Source organism: Mucilaginibacter sp. 22184, from assembly GCF_052045695.1.
Classification (GTDB): Bacteria; Bacteroidota; Bacteroidia; order Sphingobacteriales; family Sphingobacteriaceae; genus Mucilaginibacter.
Genome location: NZ_JBQEPI010000007.1, coordinates 282,823 through 304,690, shown reverse-complemented (window position 1 = coordinate 304,690; position 21,868 = coordinate 282,823). Strand labels below are relative to the sequence as shown.

At 43.9% G+C, this 21,868-nt stretch carries 20 protein-coding genes; 13 read left to right on the top strand and 7 right to left on the bottom strand.

The genetic code is table 11. The features are described 5' to 3' along the window. Positions 1-76: 76 nt before the first annotated feature. Entirely contained in the window at positions 77-1,213 is a 1,137-nt protein-coding gene (locus ACTJKG_RS17315; RefSeq protein WP_440739921.1) for a hypothetical protein, read from the bottom strand. 233 nt (positions 1,214-1,446) lie between these two features. On the opposite strand from ACTJKG_RS17315, the gene ACTJKG_RS17310 reads away from it, so the two are divergent. The 9 genes from ACTJKG_RS17310 to ACTJKG_RS17270 all read left to right on the top strand — a co-directional run bounded on the left by ACTJKG_RS17310 (position 1,447) and on the right by ACTJKG_RS17270 (position 13,570). Beyond that, positions 1,447-4,560 carry a tetratricopeptide repeat protein gene (locus tag ACTJKG_RS17310; protein WP_172337059.1) on the top strand — a complete coding sequence of 1,038 codons (3,114 nt, stop codon included), beginning with the start codon at positions 1,447-1,449 and terminating at the stop codon, positions 4,558-4,560. A gap of 34 nt (positions 4,561-4,594) precedes the next feature. Next, on the top strand, positions 4,595-6,448 hold the full coding sequence (locus tag ACTJKG_RS17305) for a hypothetical protein (protein WP_440739920.1): 1,854 nt from the start codon (positions 4,595-4,597) through the stop codon (positions 6,446-6,448). Positions 6,449-6,486: 38 nt separating this feature from the next. Further along, positions 6,487-7,560 carry an SPOR domain-containing protein gene (locus ACTJKG_RS17300; protein WP_172337058.1) on the top strand — a complete coding sequence of 358 codons (1,074 nt, stop codon included), beginning with the start codon at positions 6,487-6,489 and terminating at the stop codon, positions 7,558-7,560. Further along, the gene (locus ACTJKG_RS17295) at positions 7,557-8,270 is read left to right on the top strand and encodes a MotA/TolQ/ExbB proton channel family protein (protein WP_440739919.1); all 714 of its coding nucleotides are present in this window, start codon (positions 7,557-7,559) and stop codon (positions 8,268-8,270) included. Before ACTJKG_RS17300 ends, ACTJKG_RS17295 begins: the two co-directional genes overlap by 4 nt. Beyond that, positions 8,267-8,665, top strand: coding sequence for an ExbD/TolR family protein (locus tag ACTJKG_RS17290; RefSeq protein WP_172337056.1), 399 nt, complete (start codon positions 8,267-8,269; stop codon positions 8,663-8,665). Before ACTJKG_RS17295 ends, ACTJKG_RS17290 begins: the two co-directional genes overlap by 4 nt. Positions 8,666-8,768: 103 nt before the next feature. Next, positions 8,769-9,581 (top strand): energy transducer TonB, encoded by an 813-nt coding sequence (locus tag ACTJKG_RS17285; RefSeq protein WP_172337055.1) that lies wholly within the window; start codon positions 8,769-8,771, stop codon positions 9,579-9,581. Between the two features lie 166 nt (positions 9,582-9,747). Further along, on the top strand, positions 9,748-11,058 hold the full coding sequence (locus ACTJKG_RS17280) for a bifunctional folylpolyglutamate synthase/dihydrofolate synthase (RefSeq protein WP_440739918.1): 1,311 nt from the start codon (positions 9,748-9,750) through the stop codon (positions 11,056-11,058). Positions 11,059-11,454: 396 nt separating this feature from the next. Then, positions 11,455-12,447: an L-glyceraldehyde 3-phosphate reductase gene (mgrA, locus tag ACTJKG_RS17275; protein WP_440739917.1), complete on the top strand. Its 993-nt coding sequence runs from the start codon at positions 11,455-11,457 to the stop codon at positions 12,445-12,447. A gap of 97 nt (positions 12,448-12,544) precedes the next feature. Further along, the gene (locus ACTJKG_RS17270; protein ID WP_440739916.1) at positions 12,545-13,570 is read left to right on the top strand and encodes a Gfo/Idh/MocA family protein; all 1,026 of its coding nucleotides are present in this window, start codon (positions 12,545-12,547) and stop codon (positions 13,568-13,570) included. Between the two features lie 44 nt (positions 13,571-13,614). Here ACTJKG_RS17270 and ACTJKG_RS17265 read toward each other — a convergent pair whose 3' ends face one another. Then, positions 13,615-13,791, bottom strand: coding sequence for a DUF6496 domain-containing protein (locus ACTJKG_RS17265; protein ID WP_167516215.1), 177 nt, complete (start codon positions 13,789-13,791; stop codon positions 13,615-13,617). Between the two features lie 218 nt (positions 13,792-14,009). Here ACTJKG_RS17265 and ACTJKG_RS17260 point away from each other — a divergent pair, with 218 nt between their 5' ends. The 4 genes from ACTJKG_RS17260 (at position 14,010) to ACTJKG_RS17245 (ending at position 18,378) form a co-directional block, all read left to right on the top strand. Further along, a complete protein-coding gene (locus ACTJKG_RS17260) occupies positions 14,010-15,104 on the top strand; it encodes an AI-2E family transporter (protein WP_440739915.1) in 1,095 nt (364 codons plus the stop codon). 345 nt (positions 15,105-15,449) lie between these two features. After that, complete coding sequence (locus ACTJKG_RS17255) at positions 15,450-16,409, top strand: MBL fold metallo-hydrolase (protein WP_440739914.1); 960 nt, start codon at positions 15,450-15,452, stop codon at positions 16,407-16,409. A gap of 64 nt (positions 16,410-16,473) precedes the next feature. Next, positions 16,474-17,361, top strand: a complete 888-nt coding sequence (locus ACTJKG_RS17250) for an alpha/beta hydrolase (protein WP_172337049.1) — start codon at positions 16,474-16,476, stop codon at positions 17,359-17,361. A 129-nt stretch (positions 17,362-17,490) separates the two neighbouring features. Then, complete coding sequence (locus ACTJKG_RS17245; RefSeq protein WP_440739913.1) at positions 17,491-18,378, top strand: alpha/beta hydrolase; 888 nt, start codon at positions 17,491-17,493, stop codon at positions 18,376-18,378. A gap of 100 nt (positions 18,379-18,478) precedes the next feature. Here ACTJKG_RS17245 and ACTJKG_RS17240 read toward each other — a convergent pair whose 3' ends face one another. The 5 genes from ACTJKG_RS17240 to ACTJKG_RS17220 form a co-directional block, all read right to left on the bottom strand. Further along, complete coding sequence (locus ACTJKG_RS17240; RefSeq protein ID WP_172337047.1) at positions 18,479-19,042, bottom strand: hypothetical protein; 564 nt, start codon at positions 19,040-19,042, stop codon at positions 18,479-18,481. A 57-nt stretch (positions 19,043-19,099) separates the two neighbouring features. Then, positions 19,100-19,366: an Ada metal-binding domain-containing protein gene (locus ACTJKG_RS17235; RefSeq protein WP_172337046.1), complete on the bottom strand. Its 267-nt coding sequence runs from the start codon at positions 19,364-19,366 to the stop codon at positions 19,100-19,102. Continuing rightward, a complete protein-coding gene (locus ACTJKG_RS17230; RefSeq protein WP_440739912.1) occupies positions 19,363-20,070 on the bottom strand; it encodes a 2OG-Fe(II) oxygenase in 708 nt (235 codons plus the stop codon). Before ACTJKG_RS17230 ends, ACTJKG_RS17235 begins: the two co-directional genes overlap by 4 nt. A gap of 10 nt (positions 20,071-20,080) precedes the next feature. Then, on the bottom strand, positions 20,081-20,929 hold the full coding sequence (locus tag ACTJKG_RS17225) for a bifunctional helix-turn-helix domain-containing protein/methylated-DNA--[protein]-cysteine S-methyltransferase (protein ID WP_440739911.1): 849 nt from the start codon (positions 20,927-20,929) through the stop codon (positions 20,081-20,083). An 83-nt stretch (positions 20,930-21,012) separates the two neighbouring features. After that, complete coding sequence (locus ACTJKG_RS17220) at positions 21,013-21,546, bottom strand: GNAT family N-acetyltransferase (RefSeq protein ID WP_440739910.1); 534 nt, start codon at positions 21,544-21,546, stop codon at positions 21,013-21,015. Between the last annotated feature and the right edge of the window lie 322 nt (positions 21,547-21,868).

Below are 21,868 nucleotides of genomic sequence, written 5' to 3'. Positions count from 1 at the left end.
TTCGGTTTTTTGTCTGAACCTTGATTTACAGGATTTTTCATTATCTTGTTTCCCCATTTTCCCCAACCGCTCATCACTACCTAAAACTCCGCAATTCCTTATCTATCTTTTCATTCCATTCTTCCTGGGCGGCTATATTCATGCCGTGAGCAGTTTCTGTATCATACTGATCCTGCATTACATTCATTTCATGAAACGATTCCAGGTATTGTACATTAATAGGGCCGTCGTAATTATCAACAGTATACTTTTCGGCTCTCAACTTTTGTTTAAACCGTTCCACTATTATTTTAACAATATCAAAATGCCGCTGTTCGTGGTTTAGGCTATAGGCATTTTTACTATCAGTTTTTACCCAACTGGCGCTTTTGGGCACAAAAGCCTTGGTGCTCAGGTGCACATTTACAATACCCTTGCTTACATCTACATCCTCACTGTAACCAATACTTGGTAAAATCTCTGCTCCAAACTTGCTATTTAGTGGCTTGGCCTTAAAGTCGTCCCAGGTTAAGGGTCTTTTAAATGAATAGTAAACAGTATCACCTTCGGGCTGTTCGGTATAATCGGTAAAGGAGATCTTTACCGCCCTCGCCAGTTTAATATTGGTTGATGCTTCGCTGTTTATCCAGGTATTAAAATAAGTAAGGCCATACTCCAGCGCATGGCGAAATACCGGCTCTATATCTATCTGCTGGTTAACATGCCGGTTATAGCCCGCGCTGCCATTATAGTCAGAAAGCCGGATACTTTGATCACCCTTTTGCAGGTAGAATGACAGCGATACTTTTAGCTTGCCCTCCACATGATCCAAAGATAAGGGTGTTTCATCTAATCTGAATTTTTGGATATGGATGATGACTGGTCTTAATATCTTATTAGGCGGCAAAGCGGCATTTACAAACTGTTTGATAGCGGCTATGGTTCCTCCTTTAAGATCGATAGTATATTTTGCAGGGATACCCGGACCGGTTGACCATAGCCAGGCTACCGCGTTCCGGTCAACCCTGTCGTCAACTACTCCGACCACATAAAACTCCTTTGCCGTTACCGGTAACTGTTCGTTTTTTAAAACTATTGGGCCTGCTATTTTCTGGGCCCATAAAACCCGTGGTACAAACAGGCATATACATAATAATAATATGACAAACCGGTACATAGCCATGCTAAAAAAAACGCGGTGAATTAATAAGCGCATCGGGTTATCACGGTTCATACTATATAATGCATAATTTAAAAATAAATTGCCTCCGGATGCTCTATTTGATTACCTTTGGCCATCGATGCCAGTACCATGGCTTTTGTTCAACAATTTTAAAGTTTTCCACACACATATCATCTTAAGTATTACCTTCGTTCAATTAAAAGTGTTATCCACATTTGTTAATTACTTATGTTAATAGCTCTTTTTCGTTTCGCTAATTTAGCACCATCGTTAGTATGCGCTTTATGATCAAAATAAAATACATTTCCCTGTTAATCCCCGTATTTATTGTTTCAACAGCCAGCGCGCAGCAAAATCCATCCTTCCAGGTTTACCGCACTTATCATACCGCTATGGATCTGATGGACAAGGGTAAATTTGCCTCCGCTGCCGAGCAATTCCGCTCTGTTGAAGCAACACGCCTTAAAACAGCCACCCAGCCCCAGTTTGAATCGGAGCTCTCGCTGGTAAAAGAAAACAGCCAATACTACGAGGCTTTTTGCGCCCTCAATTTGGGTAACGATGATGCCGAAAGTATGTTCCTGCGTTTTATAAAGGAACATCCCGAAAACCCCTTAACCAAGCTGGCTTATTTCCAGATAGGTAAATCGTATTTTAAACAAGGTAAATATGAAGATGCTATCCGTTGGTTTGACAAAGTAGAAGCCAGCGAACTGAACGGCCATGATAATACTGAGTACAAATTCCGTAAGGGTTACGCTTACTTCTCTCTTAAAGATTACAAGAACGCTCAGCTACTTTTTGCCGAAGTAAAAAATAAAAGGTCTGAATTTACTGAAGATGCTACGTACTACTTTGCGTATATAGCTTATCTGAACAAAGATTATCACCTGGCCCTGGCCAATTTCGAAAAGCTTAAAAACTCCAAAAAGTACGAACGGAGCTATCCATACTACATATCGGCAGTCTACTTTTTAGATAAACGGTATGATGATGTGATCAGCTACGCTGTGCCTATTGTAAACAGTACCCGCCAGGAGCACGAAACCGAAATGCTGCGTATTATTGCCGCCTCATACTTCGCTAAAGCCGATTATGATAACGCTGTTAAATATTACGACCGTTTCCAGAGCGGCGACCAGGGTAAAACACAAAACACGCAGGACAGCTACCAGATTGGCTACACCTATTACAAGGTAGGCAACTACGCCAAATCGGCAACCGAACTGGAACGCCTGATTGAACAGGGCGATGTGTACAGCCAAAGTGGTAACTATACCCTCGGTGATGTTTTCCTGAAAATGAACAACAAACAAAGCGCCCGTAACGCGTTTCTGGCTGCTTCTAAACTGACTTACGACAAGCAATTACAGGAAGATGCCTTGTACGAGTACGCCAAATTATCTTACGAGCTCGATTTCAATACAGAAGCGCTGGCAGCTACCCGTTTATACCTCAAAAATTATCCCCGCTCTCGCCGTAACGATGAAGTAAAAGTGTTGCTTGGTGAAGAACTATTGAACTCCCGCAACTACAAAGAAGCGGTAGAGATACTGGAACCGATACCTAACAAATCGGAAAGCGCGCAGATAGCTTATCAAAAAGTTACCTACTATCGCGGTCTGGAGTTTTATAATGAGCGTGCTTTTGAAAATGCCATTGGTATTTTCCTGCGGTCGTTAAAAAATCCGGTCGATCCAAAAACTAAGGCTTTAACCACTTACTGGATGGCCGAGGCGATGTACGAGGTACGTAAATATGGAGAATCGGTTGAAAACTTCGAGGCGTTTTTAAGCATGCCCGAAGCAAAAGAGACCGACCTGGGCAATTACGCCAATTACGCCTTGGCTTATGCTGCCTTTTACGGCGAGCAATATAAAAAAGCCGCCAACTATTTCGAAAAATTCCTGCGTGGCGATGTAAAAGATAAAAACACCGAAAACGACGCGATAACCCGCCTGGGTGATAGCTATTTTGTATTGAAAAGCTATGGCACCGCTTTAGATTATTACAACCGCATCATAGCTATGCACAACCAGGGCGAAGACTACGCCTTGTTTCAACGCGGTATGATACAGGGCTTACAAGGTTCACTGGATACCAAAATCAGCACGCTGAACGACGTATTGAGCACTTTCCCGAATTCGGATTATGCTGATGATGCCTCTTTCGAAATAGCTTATACCTATTTCCTTAAAAATGATGGCGAACGCGCCAAAAGCGATCTGAATGCCATGATCCAGAAGTATCCGCATAGCAGTTATGTACCGCGCGCGCTTACCACCATAGGCCTTATTGATTACAACGCCGGTCACGACGATCTGGCTGTTGAATCATTTAAAAAAGTGGTTGCCGATTACTCCTCAACAGATGAGGCCAAACAATCGCTTAAACAAATTGAAAAAATATACACCGATAAAGGCGATGCCCAAACGTTTATCAACTATGCAGGTACAACATCTATCGGTAACTATACCACCTCCCAACAGGAAGATATTATGATCACGGCCGCCAACAACCTTTATTTAAAAGGCGACTGGCAGGGAGCCGTAGGCGCGGTTAACGCCTACCTGGATAAATTCCCGAGCAAACAGATCTACGAAAAACAGGCCCGCTTTATACGTGCGCAAAGTTTAGTTAACCTGAACCGCACCCAGGAAGCCGTAGTTGATTATAACGTGATCCTCAACGATTGGACAAGCGCCTATACCGAGAAATCACTCATCAGCATGGCCAAGCTGTATATCTCACAAAAAAAATATAACGAAGCCATTGTGTTCCTGAAAAAACTGGAAACCAATGCCGAGTTTAAAGAGGATTATTCCTTCGCCATCAATAACCTGATGCTATGCTACGCTCAAATGAATATGCCCGATGACGTGTTGAACTACGTGAAACAGATCAGAGGTAATGACAAAGCCGCTCAGGAAGATAAATTCCGTACCGGTTTATACGCCGGCGAAGCCTACCTGCTGAAAGGTGATACCACTGCCGCGGTAAAAGAGTTTGACTATACTGTAGCCAATACCAAAACCGTAGCAGCAGCCGAAGCTAAATACAACATTGCCAATGTAGAGTACTTAAAAGGCAGGTACAAAACTTCACAAAAAATGTGTTTCGACCTGGCTAAAGAAATGCCGAACTATGATTACTGGGTAGCCAAAACCTATATTTTGCTGGCCGATAACTATGTGAAGCTGAAAGATAACTTCCAGGCCAAAGCTACACTGCAAAGTATTATTGAAAATTATAAAGGTAACGACGATGTGCTACCAACAGCTAAGCAAAAGCTGGGTGTGCTGACGGGTAAACCTGTAAAAATAGAGACCCCGGTAACCGATACAAGTGATGATAATAAACCGGCCCCGGCCGATACTACCAAAACCGGTCAAAATTAACAGGATGGCAAAGAATAATATAAAAAGACAAGCAATGAAATTAAAATATATCTATACGCTGCTTACCTTAATAATAGCATTATACTTTGTCCCTGCACAAGCGCAAACAAAGAAACAGGCCAAAAAGGCTACAACAAAAACCGCTGCGAAAAAAGCACCGGCAAAACCGGCAGCTAAAAAGCCTGCGACTAAAACTACCGCACCTAAAAAATCAGCATCATCAAAAAATTTAGGTGATGCCGCTGCAAAATCAGCCGCTGATACTACCAAAAAAGGTGGCAATGGTACTAATGCCGATAACGGTGGCAGCCTTTCTGAAGAGATTGTAGTAACTACCGCTTACAAACCGGTACTGGCCGATGCGGTGAAAATACGCCGCAATCCCGACCTGGAAGATAAAGTACCGTTTAAAGCGCCACTGGTATATACTCCGCTGGATAAACGGCAAGAGCAAAACTCCGAGATCAGGCAGTTGGAGGCCATGAAAAGGCCAGCCGAACAGGATTCCGTTTTGCTGAATAACTATGTGAAAGTAGGCGCCGGAAATCTGAAATCGCTCTTTGGTGAAGCTTATTTCTCCAATGGCCGTGACCAAGCATTGCAAGTTGGTGGGTATTTAAAACATTTTTCGCAATCGGGCTCGTTAGAAAAGCAAAGCCAGAGCAAGGATGATGTAGGCGTATTTGGCAAAAGCATTTTGGGAGACAATAATATCAGCGGCCGCATCACCTATAATCGTATGGGTACCAACTTTTACGGGTATGATCAATCTGTTCCCCCGGTAAGCACATTTGTTCTCGGTAAACAGCATTTTAATACCATTGGCGCCGAAGCCGAGCTGGCCAAAAATTATAAGGATGTCGAAAACGATTTTACCTATGCGCTGAAAATAAAAGGTTATGCTTTTAGCAATGCTTACCAGGCCAGGGAAAACAACTTCGTGATCTCGGGCTTTATCAACCAAACTGTAAAACAATTTTATGCGGGCTTGAGCGGTTCGGTGGACATTAACTCACAGAAAGATAGCCTTTACAAAATCAGCAATAATATTTTGCGCTTAAACCCTTATATTAAATTCCAGGGTACTAATTATAAGATTGACGCGGGTGTAAATATCGAGAAGGAATTTGGCGAATTTGGCAAGTTCTATATCTTCCCTGCCGCTAAATTGGAGGTACAGGTGATCCCGAAATATGTACGTTTGTTTGTTGAAGCCAAAGGCGATATCAACCGCACATCCCTGCATGATCTGGCCTACATCAATCCTTTCCTTGGTCAAAATATCGACATCAAAAACTCAGTTGACCAGCTGGATCTTAGCGCGGGCTTAAAAGGTACTCTTGCTCCAGGCTTAAGCTTCAAGGCATCGGTATTTCGCAACAGCGTGAAGAACATGCCGCTGCTGGTAAGCAATTTCGACGCCGAAGTGAACAAATTCAAGGTGATATATGATGATGGAAAGGCCCGCGTGAACGGTTTTAACGGTGAGCTTGACTTTAAAGCCAGCGATGATTTTAACATCTTTGGTCGCGTAGAGATCAAGGATTATCAGATGGCTTCCGAGGCACAACCCTGGAACCTGCCTAAGTTTTTGTTAACCGCTGGTACATCTATCAATATCAACAACCAGGTAAGCATTACCGGTTCGTTATTGTTCCGCGGATCAACAAACGACAGAACATTTACCACTACAGGTGGTACATCAACTCTGGTTCAAAAACCGATAGCTTCGTTTGCCGACTTAAGTGGCGGTGTTCAATACAAGGCTACCCGTCAGATAACCGTATTTGTACAGGCTAATAACATTTTAAGCACCAGTTATCAAAACTGGTTATACTACCCTAACTACGGATTTAATATCTTTGGCGGCGTAGGGTATTCTTTTTAAGCCTTTTGATGTTTTATAATTAACCGTATTTTTAGCGAATGGATATAGCCAATTATTTAAGCGAACTCTTAGGCAGGCATAGTAAAGTAGGTGTGCCAGGCCTGGGTTCTTTTACACAAGTGCGTGTAAATGGTTATTATAACAGCGTCGAAGGCAAGCTATATCCGCCCGGTTACCAGGTACAATTCAGTCCGGATCCGTTTGACGATGATACACTGGTAGAGCATATCGCCCAAAAGAAAAACATATCGCTGGCATCATCAAAATATTTTACCGAAAAGTATATTACCTCCCTAAAGCAGGATGCCGCTTTTAAAGAGGTCCCCTTTGCCAGCCTGGGCTGGTTTTATACCAATAATGGGGAAATAACTTTTAAAGCCGGCGAAAACCATAACGAAGGACCAGAGTTTTACGGCCTCACGCCGATACCTATCAAAAAACTTAATCCGGAAAAAGGGCCCGAAAGTCCGGTTCCGGCACCATTACCATTCACGGTAGCACCGCAACCTATTGCTCCAGTCAGCACCTCTCCCGCGCCAACTGCCGACCAACCCGAGGTATATGAGGACGAGGAGACTGAAGAAAAAACACGTTCAACAAGTCCGTGGCTTATCGCGCTTATCATCCTGGTGATTATCGCGGCAGCAGCATTCGGGCTTTATAAATATAACCCGGCTTTATTCAGCTTTATGAAGCAACCGGCAAAACCAGGCACCGAGCAACCTAAAACAAAACCCGCTGCTGCAGCGGATAGTGCTGATGACAGCAATAAAACAGCTGCTCCTATCCTGGATACCCAGGCTAAGGCAATTTCTAAACCCGATACGGCGTTAAAGAAAACAGTAGCTGCTGCTGATACTGGTAAACCCGAATATGTTATCTTCGCCGGTTCGTTTAAAACGCAGACCAAAAGTAATGAAGCGGTTAAAATATACAAAAGTGTAGGTGTTGATGCCCGCACATGGCATGCCCCTGGCTCAGGCAAACGTATAAAAGTAATCATTGGTAGTTTTGCCACATCTGCCGAGGCAGAAGCCGAAAGACTTAAATTAATAAAAGAGAAAAAAATAAGCAAAGACTCATACAGTCAAGAAATTAACGAAAAGAAATGACATTATTATTGATTCAGCAGATAGCAGATACCGCGAAACATTTAGCAGACACCGCAGGCCATATTACTCAACCGATTACTACACAGCCCGAAGAGCTGCGTTTTGGTGATCTTTTGATCAAAGGCGGTTGGGTGATGGTTCCCATAGGTATTTTGGCTGTTTTAGGTTTGGTTATATTTTTTGAACGCTATTTTACTATTCGCAAAGCCTCTAAAAACGAGGCCAATCTGATGCTGCAGGTACGCTCCAGTATCCACTCTGGTAACCTGGAAGCGGCCATTGCACTTTGCCGCAATAATAATTCGCCGCTGGGCCGTATGCTGCAAAAGGGATTGTTGCGTATCGGTCGCCCTATTAAAGATATCGAGGGTGCTATTGAAAACGTAGGCAAACTAGAAGTATCCAAATTGGAAAAGAACATCGGCATCCTGGGTATCGTAGCAGGCATCGCGCCCATGTTTGGGTTCCTGGGTACCATTGCCGGGGTAATCAAGATCTTTTATGATATTTCTAAAACCGATAACATCAGCATGGGTGTTATATCTGGTGGTTTATACGTAAAAATGGTTACATCAGCCGCCGGCTTAATGGTGGGTATTGTGGCTTATGTATGTTACCATATTTTGAATATGATGGTTGATAAGGTAATTTTGAGCCTGGAGACAGATGCTATTGAATTTATTGACCTGTTAGAGGAGCCGAGCAAATGAATTTAAGAAAAAGACATAGAGGTGCATCGGCAGAGGTTCATACCTCTGCCATGAACGACATCATGTTCTTCCTGCTTCTGTTTTTCCTCATCGCGTCAACAGTAACCAACCCCAACGTGATTAAACTGGTACTGCCTAAATCATCAAGCGGGCAATCGGTATCCAAAAAAACCATCACCGTGTCGGTAACCAAGGATCTGAAGTACTACGTTGATAAAAAGGAAGTTCCGGTAGATGCCCTGCAAACTACCCTGGCGGGCTATAAAACCGTGGCAACAGAACTCACCATTGTTTTATACGTGGACAAAACCGTAGCCATACAGGATGTGGTACAGGTAATGGATATAGCACAAAAATTAAACATCAAACTCGTTCTGGCAACAGAACCGAAATAGTATCAAGTAGCTAGTATCAAGTATCACGACATTTAAAAGTCGACCACAAAAAATATTGATACTTGATACTAGCTACTTGATACTAACTACGTGATACTAAAAAATGGAATACAGAGAAGAAAATAACTATCCAAAGGCGTTCGCGGCAACAGGCATTATTCTGGCTGTGCTTATAGCTGCCTGTTATTTTATCGTGTTTCAAAACCCGCCCAAACAGGAAGAAGGTACAGGGGGCATACTTGTAAATTACGGGACTGTTGATGAAGGTACAGGTAATGATTATATGAGCACCGAAGAGCCTTCGGTTGCCGAAAAGGCCAACAATACCAAACCGGATAAAGTTACCCACGAAAAGCCCACCGAGGATAAGCCCACGCCGCAAAGCAGCGACAAAACAGTGGTGACCCAAAATACCGAGGACGCCCCGGAAGTGGCCGCCCCAACAAAAAAGCCAAGCAATACCGTAGCTACTCCGCAGCCTACCAAAACACAGCCCAAACCAACCGTGAACCAAAACGCTTTATATAAAGGCAAGGCCACAACAGGCACCGGCGAAGGCGACGGAACCGGCAATACACCAGGTAACCAGGGCAAGCCCACAGGTACAACACTCACCAATAATTATAACGGAACGGGATCTGGCAATGGCGGTAACCTTAACCTATCGGCACGTAACTTTGTTAGTAAACCCAATGTGGATGACGGTAACCGTTTTACAGGTAAAGTAGTGATAGATATACAGGTAGACAAGGCCGGTAATGTAACCTACGCCAAGGCTGGCCGCGGAACCACAATATCTGATTATAACCTGATCCAGAAATGCGAGGATGCCGTACGAAATGCCCGCATCACCTCGCTGGATACCGCTCCTGATACCCAGAAAGGCTCCGTGGTATTTGTATTTAAGGTAAACTAAGCTTGCTCAATAGTTGATGGACGATAGACCATAGAAAGGGTTGTATCATTGATTTACCACATTTTCACAAGCACCTGTATTCTGTAAACCACAGCAATAAATTTATTTATAAGTTTGTTGAATATTCGCCATAGCTATAGTCTATCGACTATGGGCCACTGCAACCATGAATTACAACGAAACCATCCAATATCTATACACTCAGCTCCCCATGTTTACGCGGGATGGGGCCTCGGCTTTTAAAAAGGATCTCACCAATACTATTGAGCTTTGCAAACGACTGGGCGATCCGCAGCATCAGTTCAAAAGCGTGCATATAGCAGGCACCAATGGTAAGGGTTCCACATCGCACATGCTGGCCGCCATTTTGCAAATCGCGGGCTATAAAACCGGGCTATATACATCGCCCCACCTGAAAGATTTCAGGGAGCGCATTCGCATTAACGGGCAAATGATCAGTGAGCAAACCGTGATTGATTTTGTCGCGACCCGCCGTACCGATTTTGAGGAAATAGCACCCTCCTTTTTTGAGATGACCGTAGCCCTGGCCTTTGACGTTTTCGCTAAAGAGAAAGTGGATATAGCTATAGTCGAGGTAGGCCTGGGCGGGCGTTTAGACTCCACCAACATCATTACCCCGCTCCTCTCTGTTATTACCAATATCGGCTGGGATCATATGAATATGCTGGGCGATACTCTGCAACTGATAGCCGGCGAAAAGGCAGGTATCATCAAGCCGGGTATCCCCGTAGTGATCAGCGAAACCCAACCCGAAACGGCACAGGTTTTCATCGATAAAGCGAACCAGGAAGATAGTCCAATCACTTTTGCATCGGAGGTTTGGCGCGAGTCGGAAAGTCCGGAAGTCGGAAAGTCCGAAAGTCCAATCCTCTTAACAATTGAGGTTCGCCACTCACTACTCGCCACTCACTACCAACCACTTACCATGTCGCTCGACCTTACAGGCACCTATCAGCTTAAAAACATCAAGGGTGTTTTATCTGCTGTAGACGAACTGCGTAAACAAGGTTTTGAAATAACCGATGAACACATTACCACCGCGTTAAAACAGGTAAAGACGCTCACCGGCCTGCACGGTCGCTGGGAGGCATTAAGTACCAACCCACTCACTATTTGCGATACCGGTCACAATCCTGATGGCATACAGGAAGTACTGAAAAATATAGCTGCGATTAACTACCAGCAACTACATTTTGTGATAGGCATGGTGAACGATAAGGACATCAGCAAAGTACTGGCCATGCTACCCACAGATGCCACCTATTACTTCTGCAAACCCGATATACCAAGAGGACTGGATGCCGAAAGCATGCAACAGCAAGCAGAAAGTTTTGGCCTACACGGCAGTACCTACCCCTCTGTAAAAGCAGCTTTATTGGCAGCCCAGGCCAATGCTACGGATCAAGACCTGGTATTTGCAGGCGGCAGCACATTTGTGGTAGCGGAGATCGTATAACTCGATAAAACTCAATTGTCATCTCGAATGAGGTACGAGGAGAGATCTTTTGCGCGGGATAATCCTGTTACTGAAACGACTCACCCCGACTACGCTTCGCTAGTCGACCCTCTCTTCTCCTGCGGCGGAAAGAGGATGAAATCCTTCTGTCCCCGCGCGTCATTGCGAGGAACGAAGACAACCGACCGGAGGGAGCTCATTAATACCGATTGAAAATAATCAATATTAATAATTCTCGATGAGCAGAGCAGCTCTGTATAGCATAGAGATTGCTTCGCCCCTCGCAATGACGCGGGAAATATATGTCAGCCCGGATGTTCTACTTAACAAATAATTTACTTCCGTTATCTACATAAAATTCTATTTTTACTCCACAATATAATCCCCATATTTTATATGACATATCTACCATCAGCAGACAGATACAAAAAAATGCAATATCGCCGTTGCGGCCATAGCGGTATTAAATTGCCGGCTATTTCGCTTGGTTTGTGGCACAATTTCGGGCACGTAGATGTAACCGAAACTTACCGAAAAATTTTACACCTGGCTTTCGACAGCGGCATCACCCACTTTGACCTGGCCAACAACTATGGCCCGCCTCCGGGCTCTGCCGAAGAAAATTTTGGTCGTATTTTAAAAGAAGATTTTCGTGGTTACCGCGATGAGATGATCATCTCCAGCAAAGCCGGTTATACCATGTGGGACGGTCCTTATGGCGATTGGGGCTCCAAAAAATACCTGGTAGCCAGTTTAGATCAAAGCCTGAAACGCATGGGGCTGGATTATGTAGATATATTTTATCACCACCGTCCGGATCCGGAAACACCGCTGGAAGAAACCATGGCTGCGCTTGATCTGATCGTTCGTCAGGGCAAAGCCTTATATGCAGGTATTTCCAACTATCCGGCTCAAGAAGCAGCCAAAGCTATCGCAATTTTGAAAGACCTGGGCACACCATGCCTCATCCATCAGCCCAAATACTCCATGTTTGTACGCGATCCGGAAGAAGGTTTATTGGATGTGCTGGGTAATACCGGTGTAGGCTGTATCCCTTTCTCACCTTTGGCGCAAGGCTTGTTGACCAACAAATATCTTCACGGTATTCCCGAAGATTCAAGAGCCGCCAAATCAACCGGTTTCCTGCAAAAAGACCAGGTAACACCTGAACGGATAGCCCAGATCAAACAACTGAATGATCTGGCCCTGAAACGCGACCAGACACTGGCGCAAATGGCCCTGGCCTGGCTGTTGAAAGACAACCGGGTAACCTCGGTACTGATTGGCGCAAGCCGTGCAGAACAACTGGCCGACTCATTAAAGGCTTTGGATAATATCGCATTCTCTGCTGATGAATTAGCGCAGATAGAAAAAATATTGGCCGCCTAAACCCCGGAGTGAGTGTCGCCAGGACGACCATTATATATAATTGTCATCCTGGACGTAGTGAAGGATCTATTCCAGACCCTGTTTTATTGGATAATAGATGCTTCGCTACGCTCAGCATGACAACGTTTTTAAAGTACTTACTTATATGAGCAACATCAATTGGGGCATTATTGGTTGCGGCGACGTAACCGAAGTAAAAAGCGGACCGGCATTTAAAAAAGTAGCCGATAGCGATCTGTTGGCTGTGATGCGTCGCGACGCAACCAAAGCTGCCGACTATGCCCAGCGCCACCTGGTAGGCCAGTGGTACAGTGATGCCGAAAAACTGATGAATGAGGCCGGTGTTAACGCCATTTATATTGCTACGCCCCCATCCTCGCACCTGGAATATGCCCTGAGTGCCTTAAAAAAAGGGCTGAATGTATATGTGGAAAAACCGGTTACCCGCAACGCCGCTGAGGCCCGCGCAATGGCCGAAGCTGTAAAACAAAGCAATGCGAAGCTTACCGTTGCCCATTATCGCCGTGCTGTACCTATGTTTTTAACCGTTAAGGAGCTAATCGATAACAAAAAGATAGGAGATATTCGCACGGTACAGATCAGAATGTGGCAAAGCCGCAAACCAGAATTGATTGCCAAAACCAAGGACAACTGGCGGGTAAATCCGGAACTGTCTGGTGGTGGCTATTTCCATGATCTTGCCCCGCACCAGCTCGATCTGATGCTGTATTACTTTGGCCAACCTGAGAAATATCATGGCTTCTCGCTCAACCAATCGGGCGCTACCCCGGCCGACGATCACGTTTGCGGAGAGATCTTATTTAAAAACAAAGTGGTAGTAAACGGCTCCTGGTGCTTTAATGTAGCTGAAAACTTAACTACTGATACCTGCGAGATCATCGGCACCAAAGGTAAGATCATGTTCCCCTTTTTTGGTAACTACATCAGCTGGAAAACCGATACAGAAGACGAAACCATAACTTTTACGCATCCGCAGCATATACAACAACCGATGATCGAAAAGATAGTAGCCTACTTTAAAAACGAAGGACCGAATCCTTGCAGTATAGAAGAAGCGATTGTGCTAATGGATGTGATGGATGCATTTACCAGTCATGGGTAAAAAAGCGTTATTGTTTGGAGCAATAACGCTTTCCATTTTAAATTTCAGCTTTTCTTTTTAGGCACTTTTGCACCTTCTTTACGTGCTTCGGATAAGCCAATAGCTACAGCCTGCTTTTTGCTGGTCACCTTTTTGCCGCTACCGCTTTTGAGTTTACCCTCTTTCATTTCGTGCATGGTTTTTTCAACTTTTTCACCTGCTTTTTCTGAGTACTTTGCCATAATTTTAGTTTTTAGATAGATAATTTAACTCGTGCAAAATATTTGCCAAATCTCATCTAGCCAAACAGCTATTCCGGTACAGAACATACATTTGATCGCTTCAGGTGTACAAAAAACTTAAAATGGCAAAATTGTCGGCAATTATTACTTAACTTCAAACATCCGGCAATCATTTATGTTACCCATCTGAAAAACACTGAAAAAGCAATTTAATTAATATGTCAGCAAAAAAACTGATCGCCCCTTTTTACGAACGACTTGCACTGATATTAATCGGTTTTTTCGCACTTGGTTATCTTGTTATTATTGGTAAAGATCTGCTTGATCCGATGATATTCGGATTTATTTTCGCGATCCTACTGTTACCTGTATCTAATTTTCTGGAAAAAAAATGCCGGCTGCCACGAAGCGCGTCGTCCTTATTATCCATATTACTGCTTATTGGTTTTGTTTACGGCATATTATACCTGGTTGGCTCACAAATATCAAAAGTAGCCAGCGACTGGCCTATGCTCAAGAAACAGGTAACACAATCATTGCAAGATTTGCAGCAGTGGGTAAATTCCGCCTTTCATATTGATACCGAAAAGCAAATGAGTTATGTGCACAGTACTGCAGATAAGATCATGGCATCAGGCGGCGACGTTTTGGGTACAACCTTCGGAGCTATTTCATCGCTGATGCTTTTTTATGTATTCATACTGATATTTACCTTTTTTATATTGCTCTACAGACGCCTGTTGTTACGTTTTATTATATGGGTTTTTCGTGATGAAAACCAACACATTGTAATGGATATAGTAGAGAATATCCAGTCTATATTAAGGCAATACATCCTGGGACTTTTGCTGGAAATGGTAATCGTAGCGGCCGTGGCCATCAGCGTTTTCCTGCTCATTGGCATTAAGTATGCCGCTTTGCTGGGTATAATTGTAGGCTTATTCAATATCATACCCTATATTGGCATTTTTACCGCGCTGCTACTTAGTGCCATTATCACCTTTGCTACAGGTAACATTAAGGACACCTTATTGGTGATGGGTAGCGTAATTGGCATACACGCTATTGATGCTAACTTCTTATTGCCTACCATTGTAGGTTCAAAAGTAAGGCTCAATGCTTTGATATCATTTATAGGGATCATTTTAGGCGAAATGATCTGGGGCCTGTCGGGCATGTTCCTGTCGATACCGGTTATAGCTATTTTCAAGATCATATTTGACCGTATCGAAAGCTTAAAGCCGTGGGGCTATCTGTTAGGTGGTGATTACGAATACAAAAAACCTGCTGCCGCCGAAATGAAAACAGAGTAACTCTATTTAACAGAAAGTTAATACCTTTTTGGAAGAAGCCGCTTTAAAATTTCGGCCTTTTGTTTTAGGTTTGTGCTGTATTAATCCCCCTAAGTAATGCAAATTGTTAATGCCCCGCCACGCCCTGTTTACAGATGTAAAAAGTGCAAAGAAGTTCTTGATATACGTCGTAAAAGGGATCCATTTATTAAAATATTTCTCTTTTGGCTTCCCATAAAAAAGTTCTTTTGTACACGCTGTCTCAAAGTCCGCTATATTTTTTAATTATCGCCCTGCTTAATGCCATGGGATCATTAATTTAGTGGCCACAATTGCGATAATCTGCAATCAAAAAACAAACTAAATATGCGCCTTAAGCAAGCATTACTGATAGTTACTTATATTCTGCTGCCTTTTATTGTGCTGGCACAACCCAAAAGCAAACCAGCTTTCAGACTGGTGCCCTTAGGTGTACTTGGCGGTATCGACGAAAGCAATCTTTCGGCCTATATGCTGGCCGCCACCGGCACTCAGCAATATATTTGTTTTGACGCCGGCACCTTACATTATGGTATCCAAAAAGCGGTGGCAAACAAAACATTCCAGGTACCTGGTGATAAGGTACTGAGACAATATATTAAAGGCTATTTTATATCACATGCTCACCTTGATCATATAGCCGGGCTCATCATCAATTCGCCCGAAGACAGCAGCAAAAACATTTATGGTCTTCAGGGTACCATTGAAACTATCAAAACTCATTATTTTACCTGGGCAAGCTGGGCCAACTTTGCAGATCAAGGCGAAACACCTGCTTTAAAAAAATATCGCTATAAGGTACTATATCCCGGCACCGAAACTCCTATCGAAAATACTCAGCTTAAAGTACAGGCCTTCCCGTTGAGTCACTCTAACTTAACCAGTACCGCCTTCCTGGTACAAAGTAATGATGATTACGTTTTGTATCTGGGCGATACCGGCGCCGATGCTATTGAAAAAAGCACCAACCTGCAAAACCTTTGGCAGGCTATCGCCCCACTCATAAAAACCAAAAAATTAAAAGCCGTCCTGATCGAGGTGTCTTTCCCTGATGAACAACCTGATAAAACACTTTTTGGTCATCTGACACCACATTGGTTCATGACCGAAATGGATAAGCTGGCCGCGCTTACAGGTCCGGCTGAGTTAAAAGGGTTAAATATCGTTGTTACACATCTTAAACCACCCGCCAACAGCATAGCCCGGATCAAGGCCCAGCTTAAAACTGCCAATCAGTTACAGCTAAACCTGGTATACCCGGTACAGGGTAAAGCGCTTAATTTTTAGATAGTATTTGGCTAACGCTAAAAATTACCTAAATTTCCATCAACCAAAACTAAACCGCCTATCTATGAACACCATTCAGAAGTGCCTGCTGTTTTGCTGCATCCTATGGGTTAATGCCTCATTTGCACAGCCGCAGGGCAAAGTTATTGAGGAGCAAACCGTTAAAAGCAGTATTTTAAAACGCAGTGTAAAATATACTATCTATCTGCCGGCCGATTATGAAACAGCCAATCGCAGTTACCCTGTTGTTTATTTATTGCACGGCTATACCGATGACAATACCGGCTGGCTGCAGTTTGGCGAAATAAACCGTTATGCCGATAAAGCAATTGCCGAAGGCACTATTCCACCCATGGTTATTGTGATGCCCAATGCCGATTCAAGCTGGTATATCAACTCTTATGACGGCAAAGAAAAATATGAAGACTTTTTTATTAAAGAATTTATGCCGCAGATTGAAAAAGTTTACCACATTAAAGCCGATAAAAAATACCGGGGTGTAGCTGGTTTGTCAATGGGAGGATATGGCACACTTATTTATACCCTCAAATACCCTCAGTTATTTGCTGCCGGAGCGGCATTGAGCGCGGCCGTACTTCCGGATGATCAGATGGTGGGTATGCCTGATGAAAACTGGGACCATGTATTTGCACAGCTCTATGGGCGCGGGCTCAAAGGTAAAGATCGCTTGAATAAGGCCTGGCAGGCCAATTCAGTACTGGGCATGGTGCAGGATAAAACCACAGAGCAGCTAAGTAGCGTACGCTATTGGATTGATTGTGGTGATGATGATTTTTTAAGCAAAGGCAATAGCCTGCTGCATGTAGCTTTGATGGAGAAAAAAGTACCGCATGAGTTCAGGATTCGGGATGGCGCCCACAACTGGACCTACTGGCGTACAGGTATTACTGATGCGCTGGCATTTATAGGCGATAGTTTCAGACAGAAATAGAGCCCCCCAGCTCCCTGAAGGGGGAGCTTTTGATGTGCGGATAGGCAAATGACAACGTATATATCCAAATGAGAAACCGGCTTGATACTTGATACTCGCTGCTTGATACTAAACAGATACTAAAAATCTATGAAATTATACCTTAAGCTCTGCTTGCTTTTATTACTTTTAAGCACTGGCGCCTCATTTGCCCAGCATACAGGTAAAGTGATAGACGAGCAAAACATCAAAAGCGATATTTTAAACCATAATGTAAAATACGCTATTTATTTGCCCCCCGATTATGAAACATCAAACCGGACATACCCGGTGGTGTACCTGCTGCATGGTTATGGCGACGATCAAACCGGCTGGCTGCAGTTTGGCGAAATAAACCATTATGCCGACAAAGCTATTGCCGAAGGTAAAATTCCGCCCATGATTATTGTGATGCCCGATGCCCAGACCACCTATTATATTAACTCCTACGATGGGAAACAAAATTATGAGGATTTCTTTTTTAAGGAATTTATCCCCGATATTGAAAGAGAGTATCACATCAAAGCCGAAAAAAAATACCGCGGTGTAGCAGGTTTATCCATGGGTGGTTTTGGTACGCTGGTTTATAGCATTAAACACCCCGAAATGTTTTCGGCAGCAGCAGCCCTGAGTGCGGCGGTACGTAGTGATGAGGATCTGATAGCCATCCCGGGTGCACGCTGGGCCGAAGTATATAGCAAAGTGATCGGCCCTGATCTGAAAGGTAAGGAACGCTTAAATACTACCTGGCAAAACTACTCAATACTGGGCCTGGTACAAAGTAAAACTACTGACGAACTAAAGACGGTTCGCTATTGGATAGACTGTGGCGACGACGATCCATTAAGCAAGGGCAACTCTCTACTTCACATTGCCCTGATGGAGAAGAAAGTCCCGCATGAATTCAGGATACGTGATGGCGGCCACAACTGGACCTACTGGCGCACCGGCATTACCGATGCCCTGGAATTCATAGGCGATAGCTTCAGGCAAAAGTAAGCTTGTAGATGTGCAGATTTTAAATATGCAAATGAGTTGCATTGAAATTATCTGCACATCTTTAATTTGCATATCTGCTTATCCGCACATTTGCACATCTTCATGGGCTCAGGATATCTACACAGCTCTTTTTTAGTTGGGCAAGTCGGGCGGGTAAGGTATCAATACCATGCTGATCTTTTATATTGCGGTAAAGCAGTTTGATCAGGTTTAGTGTTTCATCGTCCGGGTCGCAGGCCTGGGCTTTTTCCAGGTGAGGTAAGGCTTTTTTTACTTTGCTGATATAAGCTGCATCTACTACAACCTCATTAGCAGGCTTGCCCGAAATATCCTTAATATACAGAAAACCTAAGGCCCTGTGAGCTACATAGTAATTGGGTTCTGCTGCAACTACCCTATTATAATACATAATGGCATTGCCGCTTTGCTGATCACCTTCATAAACCTGTGCCATAAAGTTATAGAAACTGGTACGGATGCCGGGTTTCAGTTTGGCGGTATCGGGCAATATTTGCTCGCCAAGGGTCATGGCTTTTTCCATATTGGCATTCAGAAACGCTTCGTTAAAATCAACATAACGATCATATACTTCGTCAGCGGTTTGCGCATAAACCGTTCTGCCGGCTACGAGTATAAATAGAATAAAGATGGTTTTCCTGAGCATGATGATAAGATTGGCTAAATGTACTTAGCCAATCATATAAACGCAATAAGGTGCGCTTTAATTATGTTGGGAATTCTTCCATCTCTGGTATTCCGCTCTCATACAGTGTCCGCAAGGGCGATATCCCAGGCTACGCGCCTCTGCTTCCGAAGTAAAGAAAACCCGGTTTTCTGGTTTCATTCTTTTGCCCGATCCGCAGTTCATCGTACCATAAATTTTAAGCCGGGCATTGCCGCCAAACCAAATCTGTTTGGCATCGAGCAGTTGCTTGAGTTTTCTGCTACGGGTAAAAGCCTTATAGCCCAGTTCCAGATGCCTGATCATTTGGCGTCATGAAAAATAACCCCCATACTGCGACGTTTGCCTGCGATTACCTCGCCTACCCCGTGTTTCATGTTTACTTTATGATAGCCCATGCTGCCCTTGGCGGGACGGTAACTTGTTGTAAACAGCAGCATATCACCTTTACTCGGTTTGAGCACTATAGCGCGCGATTGTGCCCTGGGCTTTTGCTCCATCAGTATAAACTCACCGCCCTCATAATCCCGGCCGGGTTCATCCAATATAAAAACCAGCTGCATCGGAAAAAATACTTCGCCATACAGATCCTGGTGCATAGCATTATAGCCGCCCTGGGTATACTGCAATATCAGTGGTGTTGGTCTTAGCTGGTCATGCACATGACAGTGCTGCAGCAACTCATCCAAAGTATCCGGGAAGCGTTGTTCTTTATTCAAATATTGCATCCAGCCATTGGCAATGGGCGCCAGTTGTGGATAAACGCTTTCCCGCAATTGCTGGATAAGCGCAGGCAAGGGATATTTAAAATACTTATACTCTCCCAATCCGTACTGATGATGCTCCATGATGATGGTTTTCCGGTACAGTTGATCATTAGTATACTCAGCGGTGAGATCATCGCATTCCTCCGCTGTTAATACATTTTTTACCAGCACATAACCTTTGCTATCCATCCCATTGGAAATGCCGGCCCAGTTCAGGCCGGCAATTCGTTCTTGAATACTCATATCTGTGCTATTATGCCTGGTTGTTAACTAAAGCGGCTTCCCAGCCAATGATAGCCGATTTGCGGGTTGGCCCCCAGTGATATCCACCCGATTCGCCGGTTGATTTGATAACGCGGTGACAAGGGATCAGGAAAGCAACCGGGTTGGCGCCTATCGCGCTGCCTACCGCCCTGCTGGCATTGGGTTGATGGATCTGCTTAGAGATATCGGAATAAGTGCTCAGATCACCCATAGGGATTTTTAGCAACGTTTCCCATACTTTAAGCTGAAAGCTGGTACCTTTCAAATGCAGCTTTATATTGGATAACTCCGACCAGTCCTTTTTAAAGATATGCAGTGCATCCTGCTGGGCCACATCCACAACTTGTGTATAGGACGCATTGGGGAATTGCTCCAGAAGCTTGTTAAAGGCGTCTTCCCGGTCATCGGCAAAAGCCATATAACAAATACCTTTGGGAGTTGAGGCTACAATGATGTTACCAAAAGGACTTTCGGCAAAGCTGTAGTTGATATCCAGCTCCTTGCCGCCATTTTTGTACTCGGCGGGTGTCATGCCTTCAATATTGATAAATAGATCGTGCAGGCGGCCGGTGCCCGACAGGCCGGTTTCAAAAGCGGCAGCAAACAAAGTTGCCTGTTTATCTTTCAGCAGGTTTTTGGCGTAATCCAAACTCAGGTACTGCAAAAATTTCTTAGGACTGATACCTGCCCAATCGGTAAATAAACGCTGAAAGTGGAAAGGACTTAAATGCACTTTTTCGGCTACATCATCCAGGTTGGGTTGATTTTTAAAGTTCAGCTTTATATAGTTGATCGCCTCGGCGATACGGTCGTAATTGATTTTTTCTTGTGTGTTCATCGTCTTGTTTATTAATTATTGATAAACAAATTTACCCCGATATCAACCCCTATAAAACCCGAAACTTGCGCAGTTTAGAGCGGCTACAAGCCCTTATACATCTTTACAATCGGCAGCATTTCGCCATCGGGCATGGGCTGTTCTATATGCTCTACAGGGCGATAACCCATCACCTCATAAAGCGGCACCCCTGGTAAAGTGGCTCCCAGCTGAAAACGGGTAAAGCCATTTTCAATAGCCGCGTTTTCGCATACCTGCATAATATGTTTGCCAATACCCTTCCGGGCCCAGTCGGGATGTACAAAAAAGGCCCGGATGCGGGCAGCATCTGTTACCGGATCAAGCAGCGTGTCTTCCACAGCTTTATGCTGATCGCCACCGTATAGTGTATTCCGTTTGCTCCAGCCGCCGCAACCCACTATGGTATCGCCAATCTGGGCCACATAATAAGTACCGTCAATGATGAGTTGTGTATCGATACCAAAAATATATTTAATGGCACTTTCTATCTGGTTTGGGGTATTATAAGCTGTACTCAATCCACGTACCGATGCCCCTATCAATTGCTGTAAAAAAGATATATCCTCAAAAGTAGCAAGGCGGGTAGTAATAGTCATAGATGTAATCGTTTAATCAAATATCATTAATTCCTGACAATTGTTTGGAATGAGTGCAATTCAAATTTCGGCGTGGAGTCCATTCACCGATCTATGTTTTTTGATACACGTGTCATTGCGAGGTACGAAGCAATCCCGATAAGCAGAACCGCTCTGTATAGTATAGAGATTGCTTCGTACCTCGCAATGACGCGTGAGGAGAGCAGCAAGCAAAAGTGGGTTTACACGGTTTACACTTTTCATGGTTTATATTAATATAAACAACTGTTAATCAATTATTTAATTAATTTATTTAGTCAAAAACTGGGTTTACATGTAAACC

Coding starts and splice junctions, on each gene's coding strand:
- ACTJKG_RS17315 (WP_440739921.1), bottom strand. CDS start 1,213: ATGAACCGTGATAACCCGATGCGCTTATTAATTCACCGCGTTTTTTTT.
- ACTJKG_RS17310 (WP_172337059.1), top strand. CDS start 1,447: ATGATCAAAATAAAATACATTTCCCTGTTAATCCCCGTATTTATTGTT.
- ACTJKG_RS17305 (WP_440739920.1), top strand. CDS start 4,595: ATGAAATTAAAATATATCTATACGCTGCTTACCTTAATAATAGCATTA.
- ACTJKG_RS17300 (WP_172337058.1), top strand. CDS start 6,487: ATGGATATAGCCAATTATTTAAGCGAACTCTTAGGCAGGCATAGTAAA.
- ACTJKG_RS17295 (WP_440739919.1), top strand. CDS start 7,557: ATGACATTATTATTGATTCAGCAGATAGCAGATACCGCGAAACATTTA.
- ACTJKG_RS17290 (WP_172337056.1), top strand. CDS start 8,267: ATGAATTTAAGAAAAAGACATAGAGGTGCATCGGCAGAGGTTCATACC.
- ACTJKG_RS17285 (WP_172337055.1), top strand. CDS start 8,769: ATGGAATACAGAGAAGAAAATAACTATCCAAAGGCGTTCGCGGCAACA.
- ACTJKG_RS17280 (WP_440739918.1), top strand. CDS start 9,748: ATGAATTACAACGAAACCATCCAATATCTATACACTCAGCTCCCCATG.
- mgrA (WP_440739917.1), top strand. CDS start 11,455: ATGACATATCTACCATCAGCAGACAGATACAAAAAAATGCAATATCGC.
- ACTJKG_RS17270 (WP_440739916.1), top strand. CDS start 12,545: ATGCTTCGCTACGCTCAGCATGACAACGTTTTTAAAGTACTTACTTAT.
- ACTJKG_RS17265 (WP_167516215.1), bottom strand. CDS start 13,791: ATGGCAAAGTACTCAGAAAAAGCAGGTGAAAAAGTTGAAAAAACCATG.
- ACTJKG_RS17260 (WP_440739915.1), top strand. CDS start 14,010: ATGTCAGCAAAAAAACTGATCGCCCCTTTTTACGAACGACTTGCACTG.
- ACTJKG_RS17255 (WP_440739914.1), top strand. CDS start 15,450: ATGCGCCTTAAGCAAGCATTACTGATAGTTACTTATATTCTGCTGCCT.
- ACTJKG_RS17250 (WP_172337049.1), top strand. CDS start 16,474: ATGAACACCATTCAGAAGTGCCTGCTGTTTTGCTGCATCCTATGGGTT.
- ACTJKG_RS17245 (WP_440739913.1), top strand. CDS start 17,491: ATGAAATTATACCTTAAGCTCTGCTTGCTTTTATTACTTTTAAGCACT.
- ACTJKG_RS17240 (WP_172337047.1), bottom strand. CDS start 19,042: ATGCTCAGGAAAACCATCTTTATTCTATTTATACTCGTAGCCGGCAGA.
- ACTJKG_RS17235 (WP_172337046.1), bottom strand. CDS start 19,366: ATGATCAGGCATCTGGAACTGGGCTATAAGGCTTTTACCCGTAGCAGA.
- ACTJKG_RS17230 (WP_440739912.1), bottom strand. CDS start 20,070: ATGAGTATTCAAGAACGAATTGCCGGCCTGAACTGGGCCGGCATTTCC.
- ACTJKG_RS17225 (WP_440739911.1), bottom strand. CDS start 20,929: ATGAACACACAAGAAAAAATCAATTACGACCGTATCGCCGAGGCGATC.
- ACTJKG_RS17220 (WP_440739910.1), bottom strand. CDS start 21,546: ATGACTATTACTACCCGCCTTGCTACTTTTGAGGATATATCTTTTTTA.